Below are 12746 nucleotides of genomic sequence, written 5' to 3' on the forward strand. Positions count from 1 at the left end.
AAATTATGTGTTAGCGGAAAAGCGGCATAAAAAATATATTCACTGGGTACCATATATTTAGGCAATCTAGATTGAAGGTAGTTACTAATTGTGTCTGCATCACCCTTATTTGTTTGTATAAAGGCAAGCCAAGCGAATAATTCTCCCATCACGCTCTAATGGCAAGGTTCTAACATTAGAAACACCTTTTAATTGTCCAATAATATGATTGATTTCACCTAAGTCAATGCGATGCCCATTGTATTTAATCATATTATCCTGGCGCCCGACAAAAAATAACATATCGTCTTGCTGATACGCCATATCTCCAGTGGCATAATAACGCATGCCTTCTTCATTAACCGTAAAACTATCGTTATTGGCATTCAAATAACCAATAGAGACGCTGCCCCCGCTAATTAATAATTCACCTATTACATTATCTTTAACAATGCTTTCGTTTTGATCATCAATATGACATATGGCATTGGTTCTACCAATAGGAAGTTGCTCGTAAGTCTTTAATATTACTTGATCAATTTGGATGCTGCTGACCATAACAGTCACCTCTGTTGGACCATAAGTATTAAACAATTGCAAGTTGGGAAAATTAGAAAGTAGCGCATTTGCCATTTTTTTTGGCAATACTTCGCCACAAAAAATCATTAAGTCTAAATCGGGGAAATTCTGATGATTAAATGTTTTATCAAAAGCAAAGGCAAAGGCAAAAGAAGGGGTTGAGGTCCAAACACTGCAGCAATACGCCGACAATCTACTTTTAAATAACACCTTATCAAGGATGGTTTTATTGTCCATTAAAACCAAACTGGCGCCTAAACTTAGCGCATTAACCAGCTCAAATATGGATAAATCAAAACTTAACAACGCCTGATTCATAAATACTTGATTGGCGGATAAAGAAAAATTTATCTGCGACCATGCAATAAAACTGTTTAAATTTGAGACATTAATTTGCACCCTTTTTGGCTCCCCTGTGCTACCAGAGGTAAAAATAATATAAGCCAAGGGATCACATCTTGATTGTTTTGAAGTAATGCTTCTTTCTTACCAAATGGCGTTATTAAATGAGATGCCACATCAACCAACAGCCCCCGACCTAATTGCTGTTTTATTTTATCAATACGTTTTTTAGGATAACTAATGTCAATTGGAACAAAGGGGGTTTTAAGTATTAAACAGGCAAGTATCAAAACAATAAAATCAGCCTCTTTATGCCCATACAAAATAACTGGCATCATTAGCCCATTTGTTTCTTGGCGCAGTCTATTAACCTGATCATCAACTTTTTGCTTTAATTGAGACCAGCTAATATCAATATCTGAAGCGGCAACTGCCAATTTATCTGCTTCTTTTTCTATTGCAAAAAAATCTCTTTTATTAAAACAAAAAAAACATTTACATTTTACCTAATAAGTATTGATGCAATTTATTGATACTATCAAAATTTTGCTCACTTACCTCATCTAAAGCAACACTAATACCTAATTCTTTCTCTATCTCAAGTATCAGTTCAACAATGATTACAGAATCAATAAGTCCAGATGAGATTAATGCCTCATCCTCATTGACTTTTTTAACAACTAACTTTTGAACAATGTTTTTAATGGCTGCTTTCATTAGCCTATACGCGTGCTTACTCTAGTTAAAGTATTATTAGCATCAACATAGCACAGAGTTGGGGTATGATTTTTAACTTCAGTTTCATTGTAAACGGCATACGAAGCAATAATCAATAAATCGCCAATATCTGCCTTATGCGCCGCCGCACCATTGACTGAAATCACACCAGAATTATCCTTGCCACGAATGGCATAAGTGGTAAAACGATTGCCGTTCTTGATGTTGTAAATTTGGATTTGTTCAAAATCACCAATACCCGCTGCGTCTAACAAAATACCATCAATCTCACACGAGCCTTCGTAGTCTACTTCGCTGGCAGTAGTGGTAACACGATGAAGTTTGGATTTTAAGAATGTTCTTTGCATTGTTAAGGGGGTTTTAAGACAAGAACTGAATCATAATGCCTGCAGCAATGGCAGAACCTATCACACCTGCTACATTTGGACCCATTGCATGCATTAACAAAAAATTATGTGGGTTAGCTTCTAGCCCTACTTTATTAGAAACACGGGCTGCCATCGGCACCGCAGAAACGCCAGCCGACCCAATTAAAGGATTGATTTTATTGTCTTTACTAAACACATTCATCAGTTTTGCCATCAGCACCCCACAAGCAGTACCAATAGCAAAGGCAATCATACCAAGTATCAAGATTCCCAGCGTCTCTGGCTGCAGAAATTTATCCGCCATCAATTTAGATCCAACCGCCAAACCTAAGAAAATGGTCACAATGTTAATCAATGCGTTTTGCGTGGTGTCACTTAGACGGTCAACCACACCCGACTCTTTCATTAAGTTACCAAAAGCAAACATACCTAATAACGGCGCTGCATCTGGTAATAATAACGCCACTAACATCAACAACATAATTGGGAAAATAATTTTTTCTTTTTGTGACACTTCTCGTAGTTGCACCATCTTAATTTGACGCTCTTTTTCAGTGGTCAACAATCGCATAATTGGTGGTTGAATTAACGGCACCAATGCCATATAAGAATAGGATGCTACTGCGATTGCACCAAGTAAATCTGGGGCTAATTTTGAGGCAACATAAATACTGGTCGGTCCATCGGCACCACCAATAATACCGATTGCTGCAGCATCCGTTAAACTAAAATCAAAAAGACCTACAGCGGTTAAACCAATCGCACCTAATAAAGTAACAAAAATACCGAACTGCGCAGCAGCCCCCAAAAGTAACATTTTAGGATTGGCGAGCAGAGGCCCAAAGTCCGTCAATGCACCCACACCCATAAAAATAATAAGTGGAAATGCACCAGATTTAATCCCCACTTCATAAAAAAGGTGCAAAATACCGCTACCTTCTGCAATACCTGCACCTGGAATATTCGACAAAATCGCACCAAACCCAATCGGCAGTAATAACAAAGGTTCAAAACCTTTAACAATCGCCAAATAAACAAGCAACATGCCGATAACCAGCATTAACGCTTGCCCCCATACTATTTGTTGTAAACCTGTGTTTGACCAAAGTAGATTTAAATGATCCATGATAGAATTCCCTTCTTTACGCCAGCGTTAATAAAGTTTGACCAACGGTCACTGTATCACCCTCTTTAATGCTAATATCAACAACAACGCCGTCTCGGGCTGCTCGGATTTCAGTCTCCATTTTCATGGCCTCTAAAACAACCAACACATCGCCTTCATTGATTTTTTGATGCGGCGCCACCATTACTTTCCAAATATTACCAGCGAGTGGTGCGCCAATTTCTTCAGCACCCTCTGTAGGAATCTCTTCAACAATCTCTTTATCTACTGGTGCAGTCGCTACAGAAGTATCTTTATCGGAAGCTGCTTTCATAGAAGTAATATTACCACCTGCACACACTTCAACTGTATAAGAATTACCTTTCACTGAAACCGTATAAGTGCCCTCTTCTGTTGAATTATTAGCAGTCTCTCTGACCTGCGGCATAGGTTCAAAGAAATCAGGGTTATTACGATTCTCTATAAAACTGATACCCACTTGCGGAAATAAGGCATAAGTCAATAAATCATCAATTTTATTATCGGCAACCTGCAACTCTTTTTCTACAACAAGTTTGTCAAATTCTTGCTCAAGGATGTGCATTTCTGGTGCAATGTTATCCGCTGGACGACAAGTAATTGCCTCACCGCCTTCCAATACTTTATCCTGTAAACCCTTATCAACAGGGGCTGGTGTTGCCCCGTATTCACCTTTCAAAATACCAGCTGATTCTTTAGTAATGGTCTTGTATCGCTCACCTGTCAACACATTTAATACTGACTGCGTGCCGACAATTTGCGAAGTGGGTGTGACTAATGGAATGTAACCCAAATCTTTACGCACTCGTGGAATTTCAGCCATCACAGCATCCATCTTATCGAGCGCATTCTGCTCTTTCAATTGGGCTTCCATATTGGTCAACATACCACCTGGCACCTGTGACAATAGAATTCTTGAATCCACGCCCTTTAGCGAGCCTTCAAACTGCGTGTATTTTTGACGAATTGGTCGAAAATAAGCATCAATTTCTTCCAATTTCTCCATATCCAACCCTGTTTTTCTTGGTCCATTTTCTAAAATAGATACCACCGCATTAGTCGCCGAATGTCCATAAGTCATACTCATAGAGCCAATTGCTGTATCTACACGGTCAATACCAGCTTCAACCGCTTTAACAATCGTTGCTGTTGACAAACCTGTGGTCGCATGTGCGTGTAATTGGATTGGAATATCGACAGTCGCCTTCAATTCTTTCACTAAATCATAAGCATCGTAAGGATGCAACAAACCTGCCATATCTTTAATGCATAAAGAGTTCGCACCCATATCTTCTATGGTTTTTGCCATATCAATCCAAGTTTGTATTGTATGCACAGGGCTGACAGTGTAAGAAATTGTGCCTTGCGCATGCTGACCCATTTTAACGGTCTGGTCAACGGCTGTTTTTAAATTACGCATATCGTTCATTGCGTCAAAAATACGGAAAACGCCAACACCATTTTCAACACAGCGCTCAACAAATTGTCGCACCACATCATCACTATAATGACGATAACCCAATAAATTTTGTCCTCTCAATAACATTTGCTGAGGCGTGTTTGGCATCACTGCTTTGATTTCACGAATTCTGTCCCAAGGGTCTTCGCCAAGATAACGGATGCATGAATCAAAAGTTGCACCGCCCCAAGATTCCATTGACCAGTAACCAATCTTATCAAGTTTGTCTGCAATCGGCAACATATCATCGATACGCATTCTAGTCGCAAATAAAGATTGATGTGCATCACGAAAAACCAACTCAGTAATTTCTACTTTCCTGGTATTTTCAGAGACCTCTTTCTTTGTCATGTTTTTAAAAAAATTCAACATAATTACGCCCCTCTGTGCATTTTAATTGCTTTTTCAATCGCAAACTTAGTCTCTTCATCCATTTCATCTGCCATTATCTTTTTGACAGAATTTTCTGACTTATCAGCAGATGCTCGTCCATTTGTTTTTTCTATAATGGTTGACATTAACTTGATGGCAAATACCAAAATAGCCAAAAACAAAAATACAAAACCCATCCCAAAGAGGGTTAAATTAAGTGCTTCTGTTATTAAGTTTGTCTGCTCCATATTTTTCACTTTTTATAATTTGGTACCGATGGACGGGGTCGAACCGTCACTCCTTGCGGAACTGGATTTTGAATCCAGCGTGTCTACCAATTCCACCACATCGGCTTGATTTTTTATTTATGTCTAAAAGTAATTCTACCCTTACTTAGGTCATAAGGGGTCATTTCTACTGTGACTTTATCCCCAGGCAATATACGAATATAGTGTTTACGAATCTTGCCAGAGATATGTGCTAACACACTATGTCCATTCTCTAACTCAACGGTAAAGGTGGTGTTTGGTAATTTCTCTTTAACAACCCCTTCTAACTCAATGTAATCACTTTTTGACATATTTACTTTAACGACTTTATAAATAAAAAAGGTCATTTTACCCCATTTTATCCCATATACAAAAAGGTTTAACATTCGATAAATACGATATAATTATTGTATTTATAGACTATAAATAGAGACAAATGAAAACAAGTTTTGAGTTTTTCCCACCAAGAACAGAAAAAGGTCAGAAAACTTTGGCACAAGTCCGACAAGAATTAAGTGCCATTCAACCTGAGTATTTCTCGGTAACTTTTGGTGCAGGTGGGACGACGCAGGAAGCAACTTTGGAAACGGTATTAGACATTCAAAAAAATGATAGTATTCCCGCTGCCCCGCATTTATCTTGCATTGGGTCAAAAAAAGATGAAGTTATTGCCTTGCTTGACCAATATAAAAAAGCAAACATCAATCGCATCGTTACCCTAAGGGGTGATGTGCCGTCGGGAATGCGTGATATTGGCGATTTTCATTATGCCAACGAATTGGTGGAGTTTATTAAAACTCAGTACAATGACCATTTTCATATTGAGGTAGCAGCGTATCCTGAGATGCATCCACAGGCAAAAAATATTCAGGCAGATTTACAGCATTTTGCCAATAAGGTCAGTGCGGGTGCAGATGCGGCGATTACGCAATACTTTTATAACGCAGATGCCTATTTTAGATTTGTAGATGAAGCGGAAAAATTAGGGGTTGATATTCCGATTACACCAGGAATTATGCCAATTACCAATCACACGCAATTAGTCAGATTTTCTAACATGTGTGGTGCGGAAATTCCAAAGTGGATTTTAGAGCGCTTAAGATGCTACGAAAATGACTTGGAGGCACTCAGTGCATTTGGCACGGAAGTAGTGACAGATTTATGCCAAACGCTTAAAAATCAAGGGGTGGACAGTTTTCACTTTTACTCAATGAATCGCACCCAGCCTTCTTTAGATATCGCCAAAACACTGTAAATTAAGCGTCTCACTAATGTTGGGATTTAACCCAACCTTGTAATTTGTGTAATGCAATTTTATCCTGAGAATGACATTGCTCTTCAAGTACTATTAAGCGCTCAGTCAATTCAGCAAACACCATTTGGTGGTGTTGATTTTTGATTTCTTCTTGTGCAAATTTGGCTCTTAGCGTGCCAATGATGCCAAGATAAGTTTTTTCATTTTCACTGCGTGCGACTACATCTGCTTCTATTTTATTCATTGCCTCATCTTTAATGCGTTGCATCTTCTGAATATGCTGATCTTCTTCAGAGTCTAAATTAGAGTTTGGATAGGCCAATCGTAAACTATCAGTGGTCACATAGCCCTCATGTGTTTGTAATTTGCCATTATTGATTTGATTTTGAATATCAAAACGACTGATGCCCAACATTCTGGCTGCCTTTGAAACACTTAATTTGATCATTTTCCCCCCCAGGAAACGAGTTATACCGATAGATTAATCTTATTTAAGGATTTCGTCAAGTATATTAACATATTATAAAATACTTTGAATGGCTGCAAGCAAACCTTCATCACGAGTTTCACTGGCAACTGAAATTTTATTAAAACCTACAGACTGTGCAAAAAATTTAATGCGCTCACTCAGTACAACAAGCGGATATTGTTTGATTAAAGTGAGTGCATCCAGATCAATTTGCGCCACCATTGAGGTAAACGCAGAGAGATTCTCAACACTGGTGGCAGTAACAACGCCCTTATCACTTTGCAGAAAGGTAGATAAGGCATTATGGTGTTGCGGTGCGATATCACAAGGAGCACGCCGATAAACTTCAATATATTCAACACTATTATTTTTTTCTAAACCCTGTTTAAGCGTTTCTCTACCACCTTCACCTCTAAAAATCAAAATTGATTGCTCACTTAGATTTTTTATCATTGGCATTGCCAATAAGGCCTCACTGGATGCTTTTTGTTTTGGAAAGCCATCAACTTTAATATTGTAATTTTCTATTTTTTTTGCAGTTGCTGCGCCTATGGCAAAAATTTTAGCTTGATTTTTAAAATTTTTTAAAATATCTATCCCATAATCAACCGCATTGGCACTAATGAAAATTAACGCATCGTATTCGGTTTTTAAAGGTTGGTTGGCAAGTGCTTTAATTTCTAAACTTGGAAAAAGTATGGGCTGATAACCCTGTTCACTTAATAAATTTTGCAAGGGCTGAACTTGCGATAAAGCGCGCGTTAATAAAATATTCAAACTTTTAGTATCCCAATAATTCGGCAATAATACGCATTCTGTCCAATGCATCTCGTTCTGCATATTTGCAGATTAAAATGGTTTTAGTATTAACACTTGCAATACTCTCAAGATAGTTGCGCATTTTCTTATCATCCCATGGCTGCGATGAATAAAGCACGGGGTATTGATTAAAACTTAAGACGGTGTTAGCAACGCTTACTTCTTTTAGATTAAGTTTAAGTGCTTTGCTTGACTGAAAACACACTTTATAGTCGGCTAATATTGTCATAATTGCCTTGCTTGGCGCGTCACTCACCTCACAAAATAAAATAAAATCGTTTGCATATTCTTGCACAGTGCTCAGTAATTTTTGCAGGCTTATTGCGTCACTCAGTTGCGATTCTTCAATCGTTAACACCAGATAAAACCCCTCCTCATCTTCTTGTATGTCTGCAAAAATTTGATCAAGGTCTTCGTCGGTATCAATGGACAAAGAAAGGGTTTTAAAAATGGCGGCATAATAATCAAAACGCCAATCTTCTGGCAAATCATCTGGATAAAAATCGTCTTGCAAGCCCAAACCGCTACGACCAATTAAAAATTCTGTTTTATTCATTTTCTTCTATAACCCTTTATAATATGAAAAAAAAATACTCTATTTATTATGCCCGATATTCTACTACCAATCATCGCCTTATTAACAGGTTTTCTACTTTTAATTTGGAGTGCCGATGTATTCACAGAAAATGGCGCAAAAATTGCAATGATATTCAAAGTATCGCCTTTGGTGATTGGCTTGCTCATTTTTGGCTTTGGTACCTCTGCACCTGAGATGTTAGTGTCTGGGTTGGCAGCGATGGAAGGTAACACAGGCATAAGTATTGGCAGTGCAATTGGCTCTAATATTTTTAACATTGCTTTGGTGTTGGGCATTAGTGCATTAATTACACCAATTGCTGTTAGTAATAATGTTTTGAAAAAAGAATGGATGTTTTTGATGTTTATTACCCTGGTAGTGGGTTTCTTACTATGGGATAAGCGCCTTGATGTGATTGATGGCTTTATTTTAGTATCTTTATTAGCCATATTTTTAATCTACACATTTAAAACTGCAAAACAGGACAATAATAACGAATTTGATGAGGCAATGGAAGAGATTAAGGAAAACCAATCTGGCAAGACTTGGTTACTGCTAATTATTGGCTTAATCGTATTGATTACCAGCGCCAAATTAATCGTTTGGGGTGGTGTAGAAGTTGCCCAAAGTTTTGGTGTGTCAGATTTAGTCATTGGACTTAGTGTCATCGCATTAGGTACCAGCCTGCCAGAGTTAGCGGTGTCTATTGCCAGTGTCTTGAAAAAACAATATGAGATGGTGGTGGGTAATGTGATTGGCTCTAATATTTTTAATACCATTGCAGTCTTGGCAATCCCCGGACTCATTCATCCGTCAGCTGTGGCAGATGAGGTTATCACCAGGGACTACCCTGTTATGCTTTTACTGACCATTTTGTTGTTTGTTCTTGCTTACAAATTCGGTAAACAGCCTATTATTAATCGCTTTGGTGGTATTGTTTTGGTTTGTATATTTGTCGCTTATATGTGGCAATTATTCTAATAAATATGACGATAGAATTAACACTCAATAACGAAACTGAAACTCAGAAATTCGCTCAAAGGTTAGCACAAAATGCCAAAATGCCTTTAGTAATTTATCTGCAAGGGGACTTAGGCGTGGGGAAAACCACCTTTGCCAGAAGTTTTATTCAGTTTTTTGGATTTAATAAAGTCAAAAGTCCAACTTATTCTTTGGTGGAAAGTTACCAAAATCAAGACATTAATATTCACCACTTTGATTGTTATCGTCTCAGTGACCCCGAAGAATTGGAATACATTGGCATTCGTGAATATCTCAAGGGTAGTCATATTCAACTGATTGAATGGCCGGATTTAGGCAAAGGGATGGTCGCACCTGCGGATTTAACCATTGCGCTCAGTGGCAATAACGATACGAGAAAATTAACAGCAACTGATCACAGTAATATCGGCCAAGAATTGTTACAGCGTATTGCCTGAAATATTAAGACTTTTTAGGGGCTATGTCTTTTTCTGGTGGCTGATAATTTGGGTCATTAGGATTCATAAAGAGGAAGCCGTAGCCGCCTTCAGTATCAATTTCGTCAAAATCAACGACCATACCTTCTATTAACTCTTTTTGAGAATAAGCAAGGACATATTCAATGCCGTTTGATTCTAAGTGAATATCACCTTCTGAAAGCTCGTCAAAGCCCATAAGATACTGCCAACCTTCGTCTCTTACATCAACGGCAAAACGCATTTGTAATCCTTGTGCATCAGGATTTTGAGTAGAGAGTCTTATTTCTTCGGCGGCACTCTTGGTAATTGTAATCATAATTTCACCTTGATAAAGTTAACAAATTGCTTGACCCAATGATTACCGCCGACGCTACGCAAATGTGCATAGGTGGCTAATAAATTGTAGGTCAAAATTCCATCTTGCTTATTATCCACACCTACGCCGCGTAAAACCTTGTATGCATAATGGGTTTTAGGGTCAATATTTTCTAATTTAGAATAATGGAATTCATGGGCATATATTTTTTCAGCAACACCCGACCAAGGATGCGCCTTAGTCGGCGTTAATTGCACATAACCCCTGCCAATCGGCTTAGGCGTCATTACAGTGTCGCCCTTAATCACCCCAACCATTTTATGTGTTTTACCTTGGTGACTTATCTCTCGACTAAGGTACATTAAACCGCCACATTCTGCATAAGTTGGCAAACCTTGTTCTATCTTTGACTTAATGTCAGTAAGTAATAAATGATTATTACTTAACGCCTCTAATTGCATTTCTGGAAAACCACCACCGATGAACAGCCCATCACATCTTGGTAATTTTGATGCCTTCAAAGTATCAAAATATTCAATTTTCACGCCCAAAGATTTAAACGCATTCATATCATCTTGGTAATAAAAACCAAAGGCTTCGTCTTTTGCTACAGCAACGGTCAGAGATAAAGGAGACGCAGTCAAAGGGGGTGTTACCTTTTTTTCTTTTTTTAAAAAAAGGGGGGTGCCCCCCTTAGGTGTAAGACCATTAAGCAACAAAATTTTATCTAAGTTCACCTGATCGGCAATGATACGACCTGCACTATCAATAAAGGCTTGTGACTGTGCAGATTCATTGGCTGGCACAAGCCCTAAGTGGCGTTCATTGATAATAAGCGCCTTAGAACGACGAATAGCGCCTAAAACAGGGGTATCGGTGTAATATTCAATAGCTTGCAGCAGTTTTGATTCGTGGCGCTCACCAGCGACTTTATTTAAAATTACACCAGCAATATTCACATCGCTATCAAACGCCTGGTATCCCATCAACAAAGGGGCAATCCCCCGAGTAATGCCAGTGGTGTCAATCACTAAAATAACGCTTGAATTGAGTAATTTTGCCATATCAGCATTAGCATCACCACCACTCACAGTCATACCGTCATACAGTCCTTTGTTACCTTCAACAATAGAGATATCGCTCTGTTGCTGATGAAATAATGCTCTAATTTCATCGTCAGACATCGTATAAAAATCTAAATTGTAGCAAGCGTTACCACTAGCTTGAGAGAGCCAAATTGGGTCGATATAATCAGGGCCTTTTTTAAAAGATTGAACTTTGAGTGTGCGCTCTTTAAATGCGGCACACAAGCCTAAACTAATAACGGTTTTACCAGAGGACTTATGAGCGGCGGAAATATAGATAGACATCATCTATCCCAATTATGAAATCGGCTTATTTTTTATAATGAGGATCTGCAACATCGTCTGCCAAACTTTCGGGCAAGAATGGCAAGAACTTCACTAACAAGGTAACAGCAATGATTGCCACTGCAATGCCGCCAACACCTAGCATCACCTCAGGCAATGATGGCGTATAAGTAGCAATACCGCCATAACCTTCTAAGATTTCTTTACCTGGGAACATCTCCATTGGGTAAGCTTGTCCGCCAACAATAATAATATAGAGTTGTATAATGCCACCAACCAATACCAATACCGATGCCAATCCTAAAGTCATGCGATTGCCTTTAAATGCTGGAAAGTAAATCAACGCCATTGGCACTAAACCACCGATAACGATTTGACCAATCCAGAATAATGGCGTGTAAATATACTCACCAAATAAAATAAAATTTTCAACACCTGCATTCTCGGCAAGATACAAACTACCTAAATGCTTAATGGCAACAAAATACATTACAGCCGCTACAAACACACCCAATAGATTGCCTAAGCGATTAACAATCATGTCGCCTAATGGACGCTCAGTCCACTTATAACTTGCCATTAAAATTAAGATGAAGATCGCCAAGCCAAAAGCAAATGACATAATAATAAACATTGGCGCCATAATTACCGCGTCATACGCTTGACGCGCCACTAAAAAACCGAAAATAGAACCAGTACCTGTGGTTAAGATCAAACGCCAAGAGAACGCTGCCAAACCCGCTTTAGAGGTAAACTTATTCATACGACGCTCGAACATCATCCATAAATAAACAGCAACAATAACGAAGAAACCATTATATAAAATAATATTCCAGGCAAAAATTGAGTTGAAATTATATTCGGTCATTGCCACGATTAAACGGTCAGGACGACCTAAATCAAGCACCAATACCATTAAACCGCCTGCCAATAATGCTAGTGACACCAAGCCCGATAAACGCGCTAAAGGCTTATATATTTTTTTACCAAATACCGAGGCAATAGAGGCAACATTTAATGCACCCGAAGCTGCAACAATTAGAAACAAAGCAAATACATGAGGTATACCCCATACAACTCGATTACTCATACCTGTCACATAGTGACCATGGTGCTCCATAAACAACACACTACCAAGTGACGCTAAAATCAACACACCTAAGCCTGCAATTAATGCATAAAAACCTAAACTTCTTCCTTGAATTTGTTGGTAACGAATGTTCATAAAAT

Annotated in this window: 17 protein-coding genes and 1 tRNA gene; 3 read left to right on the forward strand and 15 right to left on the reverse strand. The window is 38.4% G+C overall.

Translation table 11 applies throughout. The features are described from left to right. Positions 1-105: 105 nt before the first annotated feature. The 9 genes from BSEPE_RS06270 to infA all read right to left on the reverse strand — a co-directional run bounded on the left by BSEPE_RS06270 (position 106) and on the right by infA (position 5561). Entirely contained in the window at positions 106-957 is an 852-nt protein-coding gene (locus BSEPE_RS06270) for an AMP-binding protein (protein ID WP_066045221.1), read from the reverse strand. Beyond that, positions 933-1358, reverse strand: a complete 426-nt coding sequence (locus BSEPE_RS06275; protein WP_157059394.1) for an AMP-binding protein — start codon at positions 1356-1358, stop codon at positions 933-935. Before BSEPE_RS06275 ends, BSEPE_RS06270 begins: the two co-directional genes overlap by 25 nt. Before the next feature lie 37 nt (positions 1359-1395). Beyond that, positions 1396-1617, reverse strand: coding sequence for an acyl carrier protein (locus BSEPE_RS06280; protein WP_066045225.1), 222 nt, complete (start codon positions 1615-1617; stop codon positions 1396-1398). Beyond that, positions 1617-1985 (reverse strand): aspartate 1-decarboxylase, encoded by a 369-nt coding sequence (panD, locus tag BSEPE_RS06285; RefSeq protein WP_066045227.1) that lies wholly within the window; start codon positions 1983-1985, stop codon positions 1617-1619. The genes BSEPE_RS06280 and panD overlap by 1 nt, the downstream gene beginning before the upstream one ends. 13 nt (positions 1986-1998) lie before the next feature. Then, the gene (locus tag BSEPE_RS06290) at positions 1999-3132 is read right to left on the reverse strand and encodes a sodium ion-translocating decarboxylase subunit beta (protein ID WP_066045229.1); all 1134 of its coding nucleotides are present in this window, start codon (positions 3130-3132) and stop codon (positions 1999-2001) included. A gap of 16 nt (positions 3133-3148) precedes the next feature. Next, positions 3149-4981, reverse strand: coding sequence for a sodium-extruding oxaloacetate decarboxylase subunit alpha (gene oadA, locus BSEPE_RS06295; RefSeq protein WP_083502992.1), 1833 nt, complete (start codon positions 4979-4981; stop codon positions 3149-3151). A gap of 2 nt (positions 4982-4983) precedes the next feature. Further along, positions 4984-5229, reverse strand: coding sequence for an OadG family protein (locus BSEPE_RS06300; RefSeq protein ID WP_066045231.1), 246 nt, complete (start codon positions 5227-5229; stop codon positions 4984-4986). Positions 5230-5249: 20 nt separating this feature from the next. Then, positions 5250-5334: transfer RNA gene (locus BSEPE_RS06305), tRNA-Leu, on the reverse strand. Between the two features lie 8 nt (positions 5335-5342). Further along, a complete protein-coding gene (gene infA / locus BSEPE_RS06310) occupies positions 5343-5561 on the reverse strand; it encodes a translation initiation factor IF-1 (RefSeq protein ID WP_066046156.1) in 219 nt (72 codons plus the stop codon). A 125-nt stretch (positions 5562-5686) separates the two neighbouring features. Between infA and metF the strand changes: the two genes are divergently transcribed. Further along, positions 5687-6505, forward strand: a complete 819-nt coding sequence (gene metF, locus BSEPE_RS06315) for a methylenetetrahydrofolate reductase [NAD(P)H] (protein WP_066045232.1) — start codon at positions 5687-5689, stop codon at positions 6503-6505. A gap of 13 nt (positions 6506-6518) precedes the next feature. Here metF and BSEPE_RS06320 read toward each other — a convergent pair whose 3' ends face one another. From BSEPE_RS06320 to BSEPE_RS06330, 3 genes are all read right to left on the reverse strand, one after another. Continuing rightward, entirely contained in the window at positions 6519-6953 is a 435-nt protein-coding gene (locus BSEPE_RS06320; protein WP_066045234.1) for a hypothetical protein, read from the reverse strand. A gap of 72 nt (positions 6954-7025) precedes the next feature. Next, positions 7026-7802 carry a uroporphyrinogen-III synthase gene (locus tag BSEPE_RS06325; protein ID WP_070104573.1) on the reverse strand — a complete coding sequence of 259 codons (777 nt, stop codon included), beginning with the start codon at positions 7800-7802 and terminating at the stop codon, positions 7026-7028. Then, complete coding sequence (locus tag BSEPE_RS06330; RefSeq protein WP_066045236.1) at positions 7756-8349, reverse strand: hypothetical protein; 594 nt, start codon at positions 8347-8349, stop codon at positions 7756-7758. The genes BSEPE_RS06325 and BSEPE_RS06330 overlap by 47 nt, the downstream gene beginning before the upstream one ends. 48 nt (positions 8350-8397) lie before the next feature. On the opposite strand from BSEPE_RS06330, the gene BSEPE_RS06335 reads away from it, so the two are divergent. After that, positions 8398-9351, forward strand: coding sequence for a calcium/sodium antiporter (locus BSEPE_RS06335; RefSeq protein ID WP_173636497.1), 954 nt, complete (start codon positions 8398-8400; stop codon positions 9349-9351). 11 nt (positions 9352-9362) lie between these two features. Then, a complete protein-coding gene (gene tsaE, locus BSEPE_RS06340) occupies positions 9363-9809 on the forward strand; it encodes a tRNA (adenosine(37)-N6)-threonylcarbamoyltransferase complex ATPase subunit type 1 TsaE (protein WP_066046163.1) in 447 nt (148 codons plus the stop codon). 4 nt (positions 9810-9813) lie between these two features. Here the strand turns inward: tsaE and BSEPE_RS06345 are convergent, their stop codons facing one another. From BSEPE_RS06345 to nrfD, 3 genes are read right to left on the reverse strand one after another with little or no spacing between them, the layout of a single operon-like run. Beyond that, positions 9814-10146: a HesB/IscA family protein gene (locus BSEPE_RS06345; protein ID WP_066045238.1), complete on the reverse strand. Its 333-nt coding sequence runs from the start codon at positions 10144-10146 to the stop codon at positions 9814-9816. Continuing rightward, on the reverse strand, positions 10143-11519 hold the full coding sequence (locus BSEPE_RS06350) for a cobyrinate a,c-diamide synthase (protein ID WP_066045241.1): 1377 nt from the start codon (positions 11517-11519) through the stop codon (positions 10143-10145). Before BSEPE_RS06350 ends, BSEPE_RS06345 begins: the two co-directional genes overlap by 4 nt. A 22-nt stretch (positions 11520-11541) precedes the next feature. Continuing rightward, positions 11542-12741 carry an NrfD/PsrC family molybdoenzyme membrane anchor subunit gene (nrfD, locus tag BSEPE_RS06355; RefSeq protein WP_066045243.1) on the reverse strand — a complete coding sequence of 400 codons (1200 nt, stop codon included), beginning with the start codon at positions 12739-12741 and terminating at the stop codon, positions 11542-11544. Positions 12742-12746 lie beyond the last annotated feature (5 nt).

Source organism: endosymbiont of Bathymodiolus septemdierum str. Myojin knoll (assembly GCF_001547755.1).
Lineage (GTDB): Bacteria > Pseudomonadota > Gammaproteobacteria > PS1 > Pseudothioglobaceae > Thiodubiliella.

Excerpts from the sequence above, each read along its gene's own strand:
- BSEPE_RS06345 (WP_066045238.1), bottom strand. The coding sequence starts at position 10,146 with ATGATTACAATTACCAAGAGTGCCGCCGAAGAAATAAGACTCTCTACT.
- BSEPE_RS06330 (WP_066045236.1), bottom strand. The coding sequence starts at position 8,349 with ATGAATAAAACAGAATTTTTAATTGGTCGTAGCGGTTTGGGCTTGCAA.
- oadA (WP_083502992.1), bottom strand. The coding sequence starts at position 4,981 with ATGTTGAATTTTTTTAAAAACATGACAAAGAAAGAGGTCTCTGAAAAT.
- BSEPE_RS06350 (WP_066045241.1), bottom strand. The coding sequence starts at position 11,519 with ATGATGTCTATCTATATTTCCGCCGCTCATAAGTCCTCTGGTAAAACC.
- panD (WP_066045227.1), bottom strand. The coding sequence starts at position 1,985 with ATGCAAAGAACATTCTTAAAATCCAAACTTCATCGTGTTACCACTACT.
- BSEPE_RS06280 (WP_066045225.1), bottom strand. The coding sequence starts at position 1,617 with ATGAAAGCAGCCATTAAAAACATTGTTCAAAAGTTAGTTGTTAAAAAA.
- nrfD (WP_066045243.1), bottom strand. The coding sequence starts at position 12,741 with ATGAACATTCGTTACCAACAAATTCAAGGAAGAAGTTTAGGTTTTTAT.
- BSEPE_RS06320 (WP_066045234.1), bottom strand. The coding sequence starts at position 6,953 with ATGATCAAATTAAGTGTTTCAAAGGCAGCCAGAATGTTGGGCATCAGT.
- infA (WP_066046156.1), bottom strand. The coding sequence starts at position 5,561 with ATGTCAAAAAGTGATTACATTGAGTTAGAAGGGGTTGTTAAAGAGAAA.
- BSEPE_RS06325 (WP_070104573.1), bottom strand. The coding sequence starts at position 7,802 with ATGCATTGGACAGAATGCGTATTATTGCCGAATTATTGGGATACTAAA.
- BSEPE_RS06290 (WP_066045229.1), bottom strand. The coding sequence starts at position 3,132 with ATGGATCATTTAAATCTACTTTGGTCAAACACAGGTTTACAACAAATA.
- BSEPE_RS06335 (WP_173636497.1), top strand. The coding sequence starts at position 8,398 with ATGCCCGATATTCTACTACCAATCATCGCCTTATTAACAGGTTTTCTA.
- metF (WP_066045232.1), top strand. The coding sequence starts at position 5,687 with ATGAAAACAAGTTTTGAGTTTTTCCCACCAAGAACAGAAAAAGGTCAG.
- BSEPE_RS06300 (WP_066045231.1), bottom strand. The coding sequence starts at position 5,229 with ATGGAGCAGACAAACTTAATAACAGAAGCACTTAATTTAACCCTCTTT.